The sequence below is a fragment of the Xanthomonas sp. NCPPB 2866 genome, from assembly GCF_041475745.2.
In the GTDB taxonomy this organism is placed as follows: Bacteria; Pseudomonadota; Gammaproteobacteria; order Xanthomonadales; family Xanthomonadaceae; genus Xanthomonas; species Xanthomonas arboricola.
The window spans coordinates 160,517-177,583 of record NZ_CM192975.1 but is presented as its reverse complement, the minus strand read 5'-3'; the positions used below and the strand labels follow the sequence as shown (position 1 = coordinate 177,583).

The window sequence follows — 17,067 nt, the reverse complement described above, 5'->3', positions numbered from 1 at the left end:
GATGCCCGGCACACCGTCGCGTGCCGGGCATCAATCGCGTCAGTGCGTCGACTCAGCGCGCTGCGCGCGCTTCCACGCCCAAACGCTGTTGGGATCGCCCTGCAGTCCGCGCCGCCTGCTCGCACGCGCCAGTTGCCAGTACGCCCATGCCAACACCAAGGCGATCAGATCCACGACCAGCACCGTTGCGTCCTGCCACGGCAGCACCACGCCACGCGCGGAAACACAGCTGGCCAGCGGAATCAGCGCCGTGAGGACAGCGCAGGCCAGCAACACCTCGTACGCACCACGTGCGGTGGGGCGGACCAGCGCCCACACCAGCACGGCCGCAAAGACCGCGTAATAGACATAACGCTCCTGTCCTTGCGCAAGCAAACGTGCGGCGATGAACAAGGCCGAGATGCCGGCGACGCTGCCCAGGCAGACGCCGATGGTCAGGCGTGCCATCGCGTGGGTGCGGCGCGGTTGATCCACCAGCCGACGCTTGCGCCGAGTTTCGATCCACAACAGGTTGCCGCTGTAGAACAGGAACGCACCGCCCAGCCCGAGCAGGAAATACAGCCACTGCACCGGTGCATGCCCGAAGTTGCCGAAGTGCAGCCCTTGCAGCCCGCGCAATGCAGCGGTGCCTGGCGACATCGTTCTTGGCTCGAGCACGCGCAGGACCTGGCCGGTTGCCGCGTCCAGGGCCACGCCACCGAGTGTGTTGAGCCGGCGTTGATCGGTGTGGCCATACACTTCCGCGCGTGCATTGGCATCGCCTGCATCATGGAACCCGATGCTCTCCGGTACCAAGCCCGGGCTGGCTGCGCGCGCCTTGTCCAGCAGCACCGCAACCGGCAACACCGGCGCCGCACGCCTGGCTGCTTGCACATGCGGGGTGAGTTCGAACTCCGGCGCCAGGATCTGCATCAGCTTGCCGTCGAACACCAGGAACTGGAACGGCGCCAGCAACAGCACGCCCAGGCACAACACCGCGCCGGACCAGGCAAAGATCACATGGAACGGCAGCGACAACATGCCGACCACGTTGTGCGCGTCCTGCCACAGCCGCTTGAGGTTATGCCCCGGCCTCAGCGCGAACAGGTCCTTGAAGAACACCGGCGCGTACAACACCACCCCGCTGAGCAATGCCAGCCCGTACAGCACGCTCACCACACCGAACAGATAGGTGCCGAACACGCGTGGCAGGCCGGCGGTGAAGTGCAGGTCGTAGAGGAAATCGGCAAAGCCCACGCGCTGCGGCAGTTCCAGCAGGCGGCCATCGGCGGCCTGTTGATACTGCCGCATGCCACCACTGGCCTCGGCCTGCGGCCCATACCAGTACAGCCGCGGAGTCGGCCCGTGCTCGCCGGGCAGCAGCACCAGGAAGGAGTCGGCCACCTGCGGATGCCGGGCGATCACCGCATCCAGCAAGGTCTGCGTGGCGGCGACAGGATCTGCCGGCGCACGCTGTGTGACAGGCGGCGTGGTCTGCCAGCCGCTCAGTTCATGCGTGAACACGGTGATGGCGCCGGCGTAGAAGGCGATGAACAAGGCCATGCCCGCCAACAGACCCATCCAGCTGTGGACCGACAGAAACGCGCGCAAGGTCGATGCTTTCATGCGCCCAGCTCCGTCCAGCCCAATGCCTTGATGCCTGCAAGCGCGAGGTAGCACAGCAGCGTCAGCCCGCCGAGCACGGCCCAGGCGCGCGATGCGCGACGGAACACGAACGGCAGCGCCATCGCACCCACCCAGGCCGGAAACATCAGCAGCAGCCATGCCAGCGTGTAGCTCTGCTGCGGCCCCGGCAGCAACAGGGCGCACAGGCCCACCACGCCGACCGCCAGTGGCAGACCAAGCACCACTGCAGCCAGCCATCTAGCCCACATGGCGCACCTGCCTGCGTTGTGTACGCGCCTGCTGCCAGGCATCCAGATACGGCAGCGCCACCGCCACCAGCATCAGCGCCGTCACTGCGGCGAAGATGCCGGCCCAGGTGCCCAAGGCCTGCATGGCGCAGCTCAGTGACAGCAACAGCAATGCACTGGCGCCGATGCGTAGCGCGCGTGCCGACAGGCTGAGCTGCGGCCACAGGCGTTGATGCCGTGTTGCCAGGTAGAACGCCAGCGCCGACGCCGCAGCGGTGAGCAGGTAGCACCAGGTCATCAAACCGCTCATGCCTGCGCCCGCGTCGAAGCGGAGAAACGCAACACATCAAGCTGCGCTGACCGCGCGCCGCCGCCTTGCACGCCGACACACAGCGAATATGTAACCCACACCAATGCATGCGCGCATCCAGCGATACGCACACCATGGATAAACGGCTCAACCATCGAAGAAACCACAGCCATCAAAACGCCCACGCACAACACTCCCGTACACACGGTCGACGGAAGGCATGGCGGCGGCTGTGCCCGGCAGCCCTCTCCGGGCCGCCTAATGAGCGGGTGGCACCCCTGCCGCACCGCCCGGTGGGCGCGCGCAGCGAGGTATTGGCCGCTCTACGGCGCGCAATCTAACAGGTGCCACAGCGCCGGACCAGCGGTCCGGCGCTGTGTGTGCTGCATCAGCCCTGCGGCGTCAGCACGATGACGCCCAGCGGCGGCAACAACAGCGGCAGGGATTGCGCATGGCCATGCATGGACTGCTGCTCGGCGCTCACCACACCGCCATTGCCCAGATTCGCGCCGCCGTAGATGCCGGCATCGCTATTGAACACCTCGCGCCACTGGCCGCCTTGCGGCACGCCGATGCGGTAGCCGTGCTGCACGATCGGGGTGAAGTTGATCACCACCAGCACCGGCGCATCGCCGCGCTTTGCCTTGCGCAGGAACGCGACCACGCTGTTGGCCGCGTCATCGCCGACCACCCAGGCAAACCCGGCCGGGTCGTCGTCCTGCGCGTGCAGCGCGGGGTATTCGACATACAGCCGATTCAGATCGCGCACCAGGGTCTGCACGCCACGATGGCGCGGGTCGTCGAGCAGATGCCAGGGGACGCCGCCGTCGTGGTTCCATTCGGTGGGCTGGCCGAATTCGCAGCCCATGAACAGCAACTTGCGCCCCGGGTGGGTGAACATGTAACCCAGGTAGGCACGCAGGTTGGCAAAGCGCTGCCAGTCGTCGCCCGGCATGCGGCCGAGCAACGAGCCCTTGCCGTGGACCACTTCGTCGTGCGAGATCGGCAGCACGAAGCGCTCCGAATACGCGTAGACCATGCTGAAGGTCAGCTCGCCATGGTGGTAACGGCGGTAGATCGGGTCCAGCGCCGCGTAATGCAGGGTGTCGTGCATCCAGCCCATGTTCCACTTGTAGTGGAAGCCCAGGCCGCCGTGCGCCACATCGGCAGTGACACCGGGGAACGCGGTGGATTCCTCGGCAATCATCACCGCGCCGGGCGTGTGCTCGCGCACCACCTCGTTGAGCCGGCGCAGGAAGGCGATGGTCTCGTAGTTCTCGCGCCCGCCGTGGATGTTGGGCACCCACTCGCCGGCATTGCGGCTGTAGTCGCGATAGAGCATCGAGGCCACCGCATCCACGCGCAGGCCGTCGACGTGGAAGCGCTGCAGGAACTCCAGCGCACTGGCGATCAGGAACCCGGACACCTCGCGCCGCCCGTGGTTGTAGATCAGCGTATTCCAGTCGCGGTGGAAGCCTTCGCGCGGGTCGGCATGTTCGTACAGCGCGGTGCCGTCGAAATGCGCCAGGCCGTGGGCGTCGGTGGGGAAATGCGCCGGTACCCAGTCGACGATCACGCCGATGCCTTCGCGGTGGCAGCGATCGACGAAGCGGGCAAAGCCATCCGGCGAGCCGAAGCGCGCGGTCGGCGCGAACAGGCCCAGCGGCTGATAACCCCACGAGCCGCCGAACGGATGCTCGGTCACCGGCATCAGCTCGACATGGGTGAAGCCCATATCGGCCACGTACGGAATCAAGCGGTCGGCCAGGCCATCCCAGTCCAGGTCCACGCCTTCCTCGCGCAGCCAGGAACCGGCATGGATCTCGTAGATGCTCATCGGTGCGTCGTGCGCCTGCCGGCGCGCGCGCGTGGCCATCCAGCCGTCATCGCTCCACTGGTGCGGGGTGGGGTCGGCCACGATCGAGGCGGTGCCCGGCGCCAGCTCGGCACGCCGCGCCACCGGGTCGGCCTTGGCCGGCAACTCGTTCCCATGCGGGCCGCGTAGCTGGTACTTGTAATGCGCGCCCGGGCCGACGTCGGGCACGAACAGCTCCCACACGCCGGACTGGTGCCGCAGCCGCATCGGATGCCGGCGCGCGTCCCAACTGTTGAAATCGCCCACCACCGCCACGCGCGTGGCGTTGGGCGCCCACACCGCAAAGCGCGTGCCGCGTACGCCATCGACTTCGATCGCGTTGGCGCCGAGCGCGTCGGCCAACTGCAGGTGGTGGCCTTCGCTGATCAGGTGCAGGTCGAAGTCGCTGAGCTGCGGGCCGAACGCATACGGGTCGGCGGTGTCCTGCTCGCCGCCGGGCCAGCCGATGCGCAGGCGGTAGCCGCCCTGCGCCGGCAACGCGCCGGCGAACAGGCCCGGCTCCGGGCCTGCTTCCAGCGCGATGACCTGGCCATCGTCGAGCACGGCATTGACGTAGTTGGCACCCGGTTGATAGGTGCGCAGCAGCCGACCGCTGTCGGTCGGGTGCGCGCCCAGGATGGCGAATGCGTCGCCATGGCGTGCCTCGGCCAGGGCGCGGGTTGCGCCGGGATCCCATCGATTGGTCACTGCTGTCATCACTCCACTCATCATGTGTCTCCCGCACCAGCGCGCGCGCGGTGCAGGATGCGTCGCAAGCCCTCGATCGGCACCATCAGCCAGCCGGGGCGGTTGGCAGCCTCGTAACGCACCTCGTAACAGGCCTTCTCCACCAGGAACAGCAAGGTGGCCGCGTTGAACGCTGCCGGTGCGATCCACGGGTGCGTACTGGCGTCGAGCACTGCATGGTACGCGTCCAGAAACGCCTGTGTGGAGCGGCGGCGGAACTGCACCAGGAACTCGTCCAGATGCGTGTCCACGCCCACGCCCGCACGGGCGGCGGTGCCTTCCTCGCCACGTGCCGACACTTCGCTGGCGTAATCGAGCGAGCGCAGGAAGCCGGCCACATCGCGCAGCGGGCTGGCCTTGGCGCGCCGCTCGGACAGCGGCTTGGCCGGCTCGCCTTCGAAGTCGATCAGCACCACATCGTCGAAGGCCACCAGGATCTGGCCCAGGTGGAAGTCGCCGTGCACGCGGGTCAGCAAGGAGTCGGCCAGCACGCTCGGTGCCTGGGCAAGCAAGGCATCCAGCTGCGGGCGCTCGGCCAGCACTGCCTGCAGCGCTTCGCGTTCGATCGCATCGTCGCTGCCGGCCAGGCGGGCATTGACGGTGTCCCACATCTCTTCGACCTGGCGTGCGACGCCAGCCACCACATCGTTGGCGGTGGGCAGGTCGATGCGCTGCGGGGCGAAGTCGGCGTCGTCGGTGTCGCGCGACAAGGCCTCGTGCAACTCGGCCAGGCGCTTGCCGACCACCGCGGCGAAGGCGTCGTAGCCGGCGATGGCCTCGGCACGCGATTCGTCGGTCTGCGCGGTGGCGTACTCGTCGAAGCTGCGTGCCAGATGGTCCAGCGTCCAGCGCCAGGCATCGCCCTGGTTGCGGATGAAGCCCTGCAGCAGCGCGATCGTGGTGATGGTGCCCTGCGCATCGATGCGGCTGACGCTGCCCAGCAAGGGCGCGGCGTTGGCGTAGCCCATCTCGGTCAGGCGACGGCCAATCTCGATCTCCGGGTTGGCGCCGTTGGCCACGTGCCGCAGCAGCTTGAACACCGCCTTGTCGGCCACCACCAGCGAACTGTTGCTCTGCTCGGCCGACAGCCAGCGGATCTCCGGATCCTGCGGTATTTCCAGCGTGGCCAGCGCCGGTGTCGCCTCGAAGCGCACCTGTCCCTGCTGCGAGGCATCGTCGCCATCGCAGAACTCCAGCGCGGCGTTGTCGCGCAAGGCGTCGATCACCCCGCGCACCATCGGCTTGAGCGCGAAGGCATCGGTGAGGTAACCCACCTCGCGGCCCTGGCGCACCCGCGCCAGCGCAAGCTGCTCGGCCAGGGTGCTGGGCTGGTCGCGCTCCCACACGATGCCGACCGGCAGCATGTAGCTCTCGTGGTGGCCGTCTTCCAGCTCCACTTCCAGCTCCAGCAGGCTCATTGGCTCGGCGCCCGGCAGCGGCGTGCGGCGCGAGATGCGCACGTGCTTGAGTGCCTGGTCCTTGGCCGAGAACCAGCGCCGTGCCGACAACCAGGCCGGCAGGATCTCCGCTTCCAGCGTGGGCAGATGCGGCAGCAGCGCATTGCTCTCGTCGGTGTCGCTGCGCAACACCAGCGTGCGGTAGTCCGGCAACGGCACCGGGCTGGGCACATGCCAGTCCGGCAAGGTGCCTTCGCTGACCAGCTGGAATGCGTAGAAGCCGAACGGCGGCACGGTGAGCAGATAGGTCAGCCGCCCGACCGGCGGGAAGCTGCCGCCGCCGATGATGTCCACCGGCACGCGGCCCTCGAACTCGGACAGGTCCAGCTCCACCGCCTGCAGCGTATGCGACAGGTTGGCCACGCACAGCACCGTCTCGTCCTGGTAGCACCGCAGGTAGGCCAGCATGCGGCGGTTGCCCGGATACAGAAAGCGCAGGCTGCCGCGGCCGAAGGCCTGGTAGCGCTTGCGCACGCTGAGCACGCGGCGGGTCCAGGTCAGCAGCGAATGCTGGTCGCGGATCTGCGCTTCCACATTCACTGCCTGGAAGCCGTACAGCGGGTCCATCACCGGCGGCAGCACCAGCTGCGCCGGGTCGGCGCGCGAGAAGCCGCCATTGCGGTCGATCGACCACTGCATCGGCGTGCGCACGCCATCGCGGTCGCCCAGATGGATGTTGTCGCCCATGCCGATCTCGTCGCCGTAGTACAGCACCGGCGTGCCGGGCATGGTCAGCAGCAGGGAGGTCATCAACTCGATGCGGCGGCGGTCGCGCTCCAGCAGCGGCGCCAACCGGCGCCGGATGCCCAGATTGATGCGTGCGCGGCGGTCGGCGGCATAGGTCTGCCACAGGTAATCGCGCTCCGAGTCGGTGACCATTTCCAGCGTCAACTCATCGTGATTGCGCAGGAAGATCGCCCACTGGCAGCTCTCCGGAATCTCCGGGGTCTGGCGCATGATGTCGGTGATCGGGAAGCGGTCTTCGCGTGCGATCGCCATGTACATGCGCGGCATCAGCGGGAAGTGGAACGCCATATGGCATTCGTCGGCGTTCTGGCCGAAATACTGCTGGGTGTCTTCCGGCCACATGTTGGCCTCGGCCAGCAGCATGCGGTCCGGGTACTCGGCATCCAACGTGGCGCGGATCTTGCGCAGGATCGCGTGGGTTTCCGGCAGGTTCTCGTTGGAGGTGCCGGAGCGCTCGATCAGGTACGGCACCGCATCCAGACGCAGGCCGTCCACACCGCGGTCCAGCCAGAAGCGCATCACTTCCAGCACCGCTTCCAGCACCGCCGGATTGTCGAAGTTCAGGTCCGGCTGGTGCGAATAGAAGCGGTGCCAGAAGTACTGCCCGGCCACCGGGTCCCAGGTCCAGTTGGATTTTTCGGTGTCGCAGAAAATGATCCGCGTGCCTTCGTATTCCTGGTCGGTGTCCGACCACACATAGAAGTCGCGCTCCGGCGAGCCGGCCGGCGCAGTGCGTGCGCGCTGGAACCACGGGTGCAGATCGGAGGTGTGGTTGATCACCAGCTCGGTGACGATGCGGATGCCGCGTGCATGCGCCTGCGCCACCAGCTGCTCGAAGTCTTCGATGCTGCCGTAGTCCGGATGCACCGCCATGTATTCGGCGATGTCGTAGCCGTCGTCGCGGCGCGGGCTGGGGTAGAACGGCAGCAGCCAGATGGTGTCCACGCCGAGTTCGGCGATGTAATCCAGCTTGGAAATCAGCCCCGGGAAATCGCCGATGCCATCGTCGTTGGAGTCGAAGAACGACTTGACGTGCACCTGATAGATGATCGCGTCCTTGTACCAAAGCTGGTCTGCAACCACCGCGGACTGTTCCGCGTCGGCTTGTAACGATGGGACTGCATTCATGCGACCTCTCCTGCGCGGATGCGCCATAACGCGAACGGCCGCGTCGCCTCTAAACGGATGTGTTGCTGTTTTCCCTGCCATGTGAAGCGGTGGCCGTCCCACAGGTCGTCCACCGCCACGCTGGCGTGATCGGGCAGGCCCAACTCCCACAATGGCACTTCGATTGCGGCATCCTGCGCAGCGTTGGGGTCCAGGTTGATCGCCACCAACACCATGCTGCGGCTACGCGACAGGTAGCCGGCATCCAGGAACTTGCCGAAGTACAGCACCTGGTCGTTATGCGCCTGGTAGAAGCGCGTGCCCAGGTGCGACTGCAGCTCCGGGTGCATGCGGCGCAGCTGATTGAAGCGGGTGATCTCATCGACGATGTCGCCGGGTGCACGCTCGGGCCAGGCGCGCAGCTGGAACTTCTCCGAGTCCAGATACTCTTCCTTGCCCGGCGCCAATGGCGTGGCCTCGCACAGCTCGAAGCCCTGGTACATGCCCCATAGCCCCGACAGCGTGGTCGCCAGCGCGGCGCGGATCAGATGCCCGTTGCGCCCACTGGTCTGCAGGAACAGCGGATTGATGTCCGGCGTGTTGACGAAGAAGTGCGGGCGAAAGCATTCGCGCGGCACGCCCTGGTTCAACTCTTCCACATACTCCTGCAACTCGTGCTTGTGGTTGCGCCAGGTGAAGTAGGTGTAGGACTGCGAGAAACCGCACTTGGCCAGGCGGTACATCATCTTCGGCCGGGTAAAGGCCTCAGACAGGAACACCACATCCGGCCGGCGCCCGCGGATATCGGCAATCAACCACTCCCAGAACGGGAACGGCTTGGTATGCGGGTTGTCGACGCGGAATAGCGTCACGCCCTCGTTGACCCAGAACAGCACCGCATCGCGCAACGTGTTCCACAGATCCGGCACCGCGCCGCTGGCGTAGAAGTCGACGTTGACGATGTCCTGGTATTTCTTCGGCGGGTTCTCCGCATACGGAATCGAACCATCCGCGCGCCAGGTGAACCAGTCCTTGTGATCCTTCAACCACGGGTGATCCGGCGCGCACTGGATGGCGAAATCCAGCGCCACTTCCAGCCCATGCGCACGTGCGGCCTGGATCAACCTGCGGAAGCCTTCGAGCCCGCCGAGCTCGGCATGCACCTCGGTATGCCCGCCATCGGCCGCGCCGATCGCATACGGGCTGCCCGGCTCGCCATCGACCGCGGTGACCGAGTTGTTGCGGCCCTTGCGGTTCTTCGCGCCGATCGGGTGGATCGGCGGCATGTACAGCACGTCGAAGTTCATCGCGCGGATATGCGCCAGCCGCTTGATCACATCGTCGAAGGTGCCGTGTTGTTGCGGATCGCCGCTTTGCGAGCGCGGGAACAATTCGTACCAGCTGGCGAAATGCGCCGCGCGCCGCTCGGATTCCACCCGGAAGGTCACCGGCGTCTCGGAGCGGAACGGCTTGTCGTCGGCCGCTGCCATCGCCTGCGCGGTGTCCGGCTCCAGCACGATCGCCAGCTGCTGCAGCGGCTCGCTCTGCGCGCCGATACGGGTGAGGACGGCCTGCAGGCGCTCGGCCAAGGCACCGCTGCTGCGTGCATGCGCGGCCTGCACCACGGCCACTGCTTCCTGCACGTCCACCGGCAGCACCGTGTTGGCGGCGCGCTTCTTTTCCAGATCCGCATGCAAGGTGGCGAACACATCGCGCCAGCCTTCCACCCGGAACTCATAGGTGCCGATGCGCTCCAGCGGGAACTCTGCACGCCAGCGATCGTTGCCCAACGCACGCATCGGCGCGCTGGCCCAGGTCTTGGCATCGGCCGGGCGCCACAGCACCGCCACCGCGATACGGTCGTGCCCATCGCAGAACGCATCGGCTTCCACGCAGATGCGATCGCCCACGGTGCGCTTGACCGGGAAGCGGCCGTTATCGACCGACGGGGTCACCGACTCGATGCACACGCGCGGCCAGGCGGCCGCGGTCTGCGGGCGCGGGCGCATACGCGGCACCGCCAGCACGTGCCGGGCCGGCACGCTGCGATAGACCCGCACCTCGCCCGGCTCCAATGCTTCCAGCGTCGCGCCGGAGAGCGTGCTGCCGTCCTCGCCCACCAGTGCTTCGGCATCGCCGAGCAGGCGCAGCACATCCGGCGCCGGGACCGGCACCACATGATCGGCATCGCCGTTGATCAACAGCAGCGACGGCAAGCCGCCCAGCGGCTCGATCGCCACCGCCGTCAGGCCGGTGCCCTCGCGCAGCAGCGGACGCAACCGCAAGCCGGCATTGCTCGGCGGCACGCCGTCGCGGGCCCTGATCGACAACGGCAATGTCTCCAGCTGCGTCTCGTCCAGCAGCCATGCTCCGCCCAGTGCCTGGGCCAGTTGCCAGTGCTGCCCGGCAGTGGCGGCACGTTTGCCATCGGGCGCGCCCACCACTGCGACAACCTGCGACGCCAACGCGCGCAGCGCCGTGTCTTCGTCGAAGAACCAGCTGCCGCGCCCGTCCCACCATGCGAGCGAGGAAAACGCCACGTCGAACCCGGCACCGGCCAGCTGCTGCAAGGCCTCGATGCCCAGGCCCGGCGTCCACGCCGCAAACACCACCTCCGGTGCCTGCGCATGCACGCGGGCGATCAACTCGCGCCAGCGCTGCGCCGGCACCTGCTGCGGCTGCAACAGGCGGAAGCCGGCAACGCCCTGCGAGGCCCAGTCCAGCAAGCGCGCGCTCCACCACTCCACCAGCGCCGCACCTTCCTGCGCATAGGTGAAGCGTGCCTCGGCCACTTCCGGCGTGGCGCGCGGCTGGCGCGGGTCCGGTACCGCTGTGCTGCGTGCGCGGAACCACTGCGGGTTGTCACGCACCACGGCGCTGGCGCCGCCCACTTCATCCAGGCGCACATCGAGCAGCAGCTTCACGCCGGCCCGGTGCGCGGCCTGCACCACCTCGCGCAGACGCTGCGCGTCTTCCTCGCCGGTGGTGGCGACCTCGCTCAGCCGGCCTTCGGCGTCGCGTGCAAATGGCGGCGCGAGCACCACATGGTCAAAGCCCGCCTCACGCGCCGACTTGCAGCGCTGCTCCAGCCCGGCCTGCTCGCCGGTTGCCTCATTGAGAACACAGATCCGCATGGCGCCCCCTCAGCAGACCACGGCGCGCGCACGCACCGTGACGAAGGAAACGACGCGGGCCGACCCACCCCGCAGATCCACCGGCGCTCGGTCACGACGCACCAGTCCAACTCCCGTCCGGATCGACCCCTGCCTACTCAAGGCCTGGCCGACCCTTTCTACCGTGACTGCACTCATGCGCAACTCCGCAACGATTCTTGACCCATGCAGTCAAGCACCCCCACTGCGAATTTCATGTGTCGGTGGAATTGACGAAAATCAAACAAGCGCGGCAGTGGTGAGGGCTCAGGCAGCGCTGGCCAACTCCCAAGGGTTGTAGGCTATGGCCTCAACCTGCAGGGAGAGCAAGGATGCGGAGCTACGTCATGGCGGCGCTGCTGGCCATCGCCACAATTGCAACGGCAAAGGATCAGAGGCTGAGCCCGGGTCGTGCCGGAGAGATCGTAGGGCTTTGGCAAGACGTCAGCGTCAACGACGACATCGTCAAGGAGGACTACGCCGGCTTCGTCCAGGTCGTCGACCTGGACAAGGATGGAGTCGATGAGATCGTCTATCTGAGTTCTTCGTACTGCTCGGGTTCCACTTCCGACTGCCCCAACAGCATCGATGTATTGCGCAAGCACCCACCCAGGAAGGCACCCAACGTTAGCGCTCCGATCGACCAATGGGAAACCAGGGCACGCAAGACCGGTTACACGCCAGACGCCAGCGAGCAGATTCCTGGCGAAGTGATGACGCTTGCAGTCCAGGGCAATCGCATCGAGGTCGTGTTCGTCGTGCAGGAGAACTCGCCAATCTGCAAACGGGAACAACCCAATCCGGACGGGTCGCAGCGCTGTCCCGTCCCCGGCCGCTACAGCTGGACGTACACCTGGAAGCCAGGCGCGTTGACGCGCCTTACCGGCGCTGGCAGCTATGAACCACACGTCCCCAAGGCCCATTTTCCCGAGCAACTGCGAGGCGCCTGGGTCACCGCAGGGATCGCCTGCCGCGATGCCGAGACAGCCGACCCCAAGCACCTCATCCAGTTCGGCTGGGATCACATGACCGGCAAGGGCGAAGACCTTTGGTCCAATGCGGTCACGCTGCTGGCACGCACACCATGGACATGGCGCATCATCACCGCGTCTGCCAACGCGCCGAAGAAGGACGTTCCTGCAGTCTTCATCCTGAGCCAGATGGAAGACCGCCTGATCATTGCGGAGCAAACGCGCGTCAGAACCTTCGATCGTTGCCGCTGAGCAGAAAGTCGATTGCCATCGCGTTTACGGCAACGCGACGTGGGCTCGAAGGCATCGCCAGAGCACGTCTGATCGACGTCCGCGCAGGTCCCTAGAGCTCAAGATGGCGACGTCACGCTCACTCGCCGCTTGCAGACCAGGCGTGGCAGACCGGCGATCTGCCACGCGCACGCTCACATCGCCTTCTTGATGGCCTCCGCCTTCGCCAGGTGCTGCTCGACGTGCGTCTTGGTCTCGGTCAGGTGCTGCTTGACCGGCTCGGTCGACGCCACCGTCATCATCTGTGTCTCGATCAGCTGCAGCGCGTCCTTGTGCCCGGCGATCATTGCATCGATGTAGGCCGCCGCGTAGTCCTTGCCGGACTTCTGCCCCAGCGTGGACAGGTCCTGCTCGCCCTTGCTTTCCAGCTTCTTGACGTCCGGGGTTTCGGCCAGCGTCCCCAGCGCCTTGGTCTTGTCCAGATTCTCGGTGTGCTCTTTCTCCATCAACTTCGCGTAGTCCAGCACCGCGCCGGTGACCTTCTTGTCCTGCGCCTGCTTCGCTGCGGCGATCTCGTGCTTGTCCACCGCCCCGAGCAAGCCAAGGGCGATGTCGTCGCCGGAACTCGCGCGTGCCGCGCCTTCAGGCGCCGGGCTAGCTTCGCCGACAGGCGGCGTGGTCGGGGTCGCCGCGCCACCGGTCGGCGTCGGCTCGGTGGACGCGGCAGGCGCTGCGGCCTCCTTGTCGGCATTCGGCTTGCAGCCAGCGAGCGCCAGCGCCGCGACGATGGACAGGACCAACAGTGACTGTTTCATGCTCCACTCCCTCTCGATTGGAGACAGCAGCATCTGCCTGCCCAGGTGAAGAAGGCTCATACACGTCCACTGCGTGATTCAGACATACGCATCTCCCGGAGGCGAATGCACAACGCCGCACCACACGCGTCACCGCGCCGCAATCGGCGGCCCGCTCCTGCGCGCGGGCGTGGACCTGGACGTGGTCAGCGCAGCTGTGGCATGCGTGGCGTGTGGTGGCACTTTCCTGCTGAAAGACGGCCTGGTTTGCCGCACACTACCGCGCCACATTTGGAGTGATAGCCATGCACAAGGCCTGGATGCTTGCCCTGTTGGGCGTTTCGCCGCTGGTCCACGCCGCGCCTGCCGACGACGATGCCACCTGCCGCAATGGGTTGTTCACCAGTGCGCCGGTGGCGTTCTCACTCGGCAAGGTCATCCCGCCGCGCCTGTACCTGCTCAAGGACACCGATGGCTGCCCGGACACGGGCGGGGCCGCATGCCAGGGACGCGCATACGTGGTCAAGAACGATATCGTCCTGACGGCGCAGCGCCGCAATGCCTACGTCTGCGTGCTCTATCCCAACAAGGGAGGCGGCAATGCTGGCTGGGTCGCACAGTCGAGCCTGCAGATGCAGCCAAGCGCGGCCACGCCCACAGCGCAGGCGTGGAACGGCCACTGGCACGACGGCGACAACACGCTGCAATTGACCACCAACGCAGACGGCAGCATCACCGTCAACGGCGATGCGTACTGGCCCAGCGCCTTTCCCGACCCGGAACAGACGCCGGGCGGTCCGCACACGGGCTCGGTCACCGCGCGCGGCTATCCAGAAGGCAACCGCGTCGAAGTCAACGAAGACACGTGCAAGGTGCGCCTGCAATTGCTGGGCGACATGCTGCTGGCCGACGACAACCTGGAATGCGGCGGAATGAACGTTTCCTTCGGCGGGGTATACCGAAAGAAGTAATCGCAAGCCTAGCCACCCGGTGCGCCGCACGCCTGCAGTGGCAGGCGCATCGAGTCAGGCACGCCATCGACCACCGCGCGACATAAAAGCCGATGCGAAGCAGCGCGTTGCGGTCTGCGGTGGCCCGCGACGACCAGAACGGGTTCGGCTCGCTCGATCCCGCAGCGGTACGGTGGATGCTGATAGCAGCAGGACGCGCCAGAAGTCCTTGTCAGGCGTGACGCACCGCGTGGAGCGGCGTCATCTATCATTGCCGATTGCTGTTTTGAAGGAATTGCGTTGAGACGTTCCGCCACGCGTTTGATGCGCGCACCGCTGCTTGCTGCCATGGCGTTGCTTGCCGCTTGCAGCACAACCAACACCACCAACAAATCGTTGCTGCCGTCGGCGGACAATCCCGTCAACACCAGTTACTGCATCGGGCGTCTTGCCGTGACGACCGATGTGCCCCTGCACTTTCTGGGGAGTTCCGCGCAGTTTTACTGGGGCGACATCGATACCTACCGCGAGGACGCCGCCAGCTATGCGCAGCGCCTGCTGAGCGCACAAGCATCGGCCAGCGATGGCAAGGTGCGCCAACTGGTCAAGCCGGTGGAAACGCTGGCACAGGACGATGGCAGGGTCATCGTTGCACACGCGGAAGACGCGTTGCCGCTCGACCCGAATGTCGTACAGGTCACCGGCCTCACCCATCGCGATGGCACCACCTTTCGTTTCCAGAAGACCGCCATCAGCCGCCTGCAGGACGTCACCGAACGGCGCACCAAGGAAATCGTGGCCTCGATCACCAGCAGCGCATCGCTCTTCCCGCCAGCGGCACAGTCCCAGCAGGGGTTTTGCATCATGCACGGCACCGTCAATCTGGCACCCGGACACGACTGGCACGAAGCCTCCAGGGTCGAGGGAGAATTCACCCTGCAGGAAACGCGCTACCGTTTCAGTCTGCGTTCGCGCTACCTGCGCTCGCTGTCGTTGAACGCGCAGGAAGTGACGAACCAGCGCGACCTGCTACTGGCCCTGGCGGGCGCCGTACCGGACTCCGGCCTGGCACCGATCAGTGAACTGTCAGGTGCCGCCGGCAACCCATCGCAAGGCAGTGCCCGCCTGCTCGAGATGACGGCAGCCGACGGCAAGCAACAGGTCTACGAGTGGCACATGCCGGCCGTCAGTACAGCACCCAATACGCCGGCAACGTTTCTCTACATCTGGCCAGCTTCCGGGCAAGCGTCAGCGCAGGACCAGACCAATTTCATGCGCTGGGTGATGGCCCATCCGCAGCAGACGACACCGCTGTTACAGATAAAGCCAATGGCCAGCAACGGTGAACATCAACAGGCGACGCCAGCAGTAGAAGAGAGCAGGCTGGTGTACCGGATGCAGCTGCATTACCACGGCGACCAGGCTGCCGGCGGGCGCCATTACGTGATCTACAAGGATGGCCAGAAAGTCGACGATGGGCGCAGCGATGCCAACGGATTCACCAAGGCACACAATGCCGACTACGACCAGGTGTGGACAACCAAGGTACTCAACAAATGAGTCCCTGCTTCGGTGCACCAGCCAAATCTCAAGACCTGCAGTACGTGCAGGCGCTCAGCGTATCCAACCAATGGTCTGACCGATGTAGCACCTTCCCCGCATAACCAGGTGCCCACCCGTCACTTCCGTCTCGAACTCATGAACCGTGTCACCCGGCTGCATGGCGCTTCGTAATTCGGCTTCCTCCTGACTGTGCGGACCTAGCGCCGCAGCTGCCGCTGGAGGAGCAAGCGCTCGCCCCATCTTCTTGATGCCTACAGGTAGCGGCTTACAGATGCCAGGTGTAACCAGGGGCGGCCGATGAGTCGCAAGCACTACACAACCGGCCACTACGCCTGCGAGTGCGAGGAGCCAGAGCAGGAAACCAGTAGGGCTTGGTCTGTATGCCATAACTATCTATTGTCCCCAATCAACGCAGAAAGCCATGAAATCCTCGTCCCTTTTGCTTACCAGGAAATCTGCAATCTGCTGTGTCGAGACGACAAAGTTCTCTCCTCACCGCAAGCACAGCAAATCTCGATTCACTCCTACCTACGGTGCGCCAATGACGTAGGAAGACGGGGTGACAGGCGAGCATGGTGTGATAGCCGGGACGTCAGTGCTGCAGCGAGACAATTCCTACCTGAGCGAGTTGTCAGGCGCTCCGTTGATGCTTCCCAGCAAGAAATGCAATTGCCTCTGGATCCTGGCTAGTGATGTGATCCGTGATGTGAAACACCTCCTTGCACCACGGGTGATTCAGTGCCTGAGCCCGGTCGAGCACGGCCCCAAGAAACGTTGCTTTGGACCATGGCGACTCTGCGGCATCGGTGAGCCCCACGTTATACGTCCCCTCGGTGGCCCAGAGGCGGAACGGAAATGCAATGCGATCTGCTGGCGAGGCCGATTCACCCCACTCGCCGAGGCTGATCAAACCGCTTATATGCTCCGGTTCGTGCCCGGGCGTGTACTGAAGGTAGTAAACAGCGTGCGCGTTACCGTCATCTGTAACGAAACGCGTGAGGCGAACGGTCTCTTTCCCGCAGCACTCGCAGGAGGAAACGCTTGGTGGTTCAAACTCGATTGCGATCATATATTTTTGGCGCCTGACACCAGAGGTACGTCGCGCCGCACAGTGGCGACGGTATGAATGCGTGGTCAGAGAGATCCCAGTGAATCCTTACTTCTCAATCCCAAGTCATGCAATGCGCGTTCGACGTGCCAGGCCTCATAAAGTTTCGCCAGATACGTCATGAGGGATGAGCTCCTGAATTGAACCGCGTCGCGGGGCGGGTTCGGCTTGAATGAATTTTCAGGCTCTCCAGGAAAGGAGGCCAGCAGCGATAAGCTTGAG

General features: G+C 65.4%; 10 protein-coding genes. 3 read left to right on the top strand and 7 right to left on the bottom strand.

From position 1 onward, the window contains the following. Positions 1-39: 39 nt before the first annotated feature. The 6 genes from ACCQ04_RS00695 to ACCQ04_RS00670 form a co-directional block, all read right to left on the bottom strand. Positions 40-1,605, bottom strand: coding sequence for a PepSY-associated TM helix domain-containing protein (locus ACCQ04_RS00695; RefSeq protein ID WP_226427082.1), 1,566 nt, complete (start codon positions 1,603-1,605; stop codon positions 40-42). Further along, positions 1,602-1,874, bottom strand: a complete 273-nt coding sequence (locus ACCQ04_RS00690) for a hypothetical protein (protein ID WP_026064062.1) — start codon at positions 1,872-1,874, stop codon at positions 1,602-1,604. The genes ACCQ04_RS00695 and ACCQ04_RS00690 overlap by 4 nt, the downstream gene beginning before the upstream one ends. Continuing rightward, a complete protein-coding gene (locus ACCQ04_RS00685) occupies positions 1,864-2,163 on the bottom strand; it encodes a hypothetical protein (RefSeq protein WP_226427083.1) in 300 nt (99 codons plus the stop codon). Before ACCQ04_RS00685 ends, ACCQ04_RS00690 begins: the two co-directional genes overlap by 11 nt. 388 nt (positions 2,164-2,551) lie before the next feature. Beyond that, positions 2,552-4,735 carry a 1,4-alpha-glucan branching protein GlgB gene (glgB, locus tag ACCQ04_RS00680; RefSeq protein ID WP_372358629.1) on the bottom strand — a complete coding sequence of 728 codons (2,184 nt, stop codon included), beginning with the start codon at positions 4,733-4,735 and terminating at the stop codon, positions 2,552-2,554. 11 nt (positions 4,736-4,746) lie between these two features. Continuing rightward, positions 4,747-8,097 (bottom strand): maltose alpha-D-glucosyltransferase, encoded by a 3,351-nt coding sequence (gene treS, locus ACCQ04_RS00675; RefSeq protein ID WP_226427084.1) that lies wholly within the window; start codon positions 8,095-8,097, stop codon positions 4,747-4,749. Further along, entirely contained in the window at positions 8,094-11,210 is a 3,117-nt protein-coding gene (locus ACCQ04_RS00670; protein WP_226427085.1) for a maltotransferase domain-containing protein, read from the bottom strand. The genes treS and ACCQ04_RS00670 overlap by 4 nt, the downstream gene beginning before the upstream one ends. Positions 11,211-11,575: 365 nt before the next feature. On the opposite strand from ACCQ04_RS00670, the gene ACCQ04_RS00665 reads away from it, so the two are divergent. Further along, complete coding sequence (locus ACCQ04_RS00665; protein ID WP_226427086.1) at positions 11,576-12,451, top strand: hypothetical protein; 876 nt, start codon at positions 11,576-11,578, stop codon at positions 12,449-12,451. A 173-nt stretch (positions 12,452-12,624) separates the two neighbouring features. On the opposite strand, the gene ACCQ04_RS00660 is transcribed toward ACCQ04_RS00665, so the two are convergent. After that, complete coding sequence (locus ACCQ04_RS00660) at positions 12,625-13,245, bottom strand: DUF4142 domain-containing protein (protein ID WP_226427087.1); 621 nt, start codon at positions 13,243-13,245, stop codon at positions 12,625-12,627. A 284-nt stretch (positions 13,246-13,529) separates the two neighbouring features. On the opposite strand from ACCQ04_RS00660, the gene ACCQ04_RS00655 reads away from it, so the two are divergent. Next, the gene (locus tag ACCQ04_RS00655; RefSeq protein WP_039529228.1) at positions 13,530-14,195 is read left to right on the top strand and encodes a hypothetical protein; all 666 of its coding nucleotides are present in this window, start codon (positions 13,530-13,532) and stop codon (positions 14,193-14,195) included. A gap of 303 nt (positions 14,196-14,498) precedes the next feature. Next, positions 14,499-15,734, top strand: a complete 1,236-nt coding sequence (locus ACCQ04_RS00650) for a hypothetical protein (RefSeq protein WP_226427088.1) — start codon at positions 14,499-14,501, stop codon at positions 15,732-15,734. Positions 15,735-17,067: the final 1,333 nt, after the last annotated feature.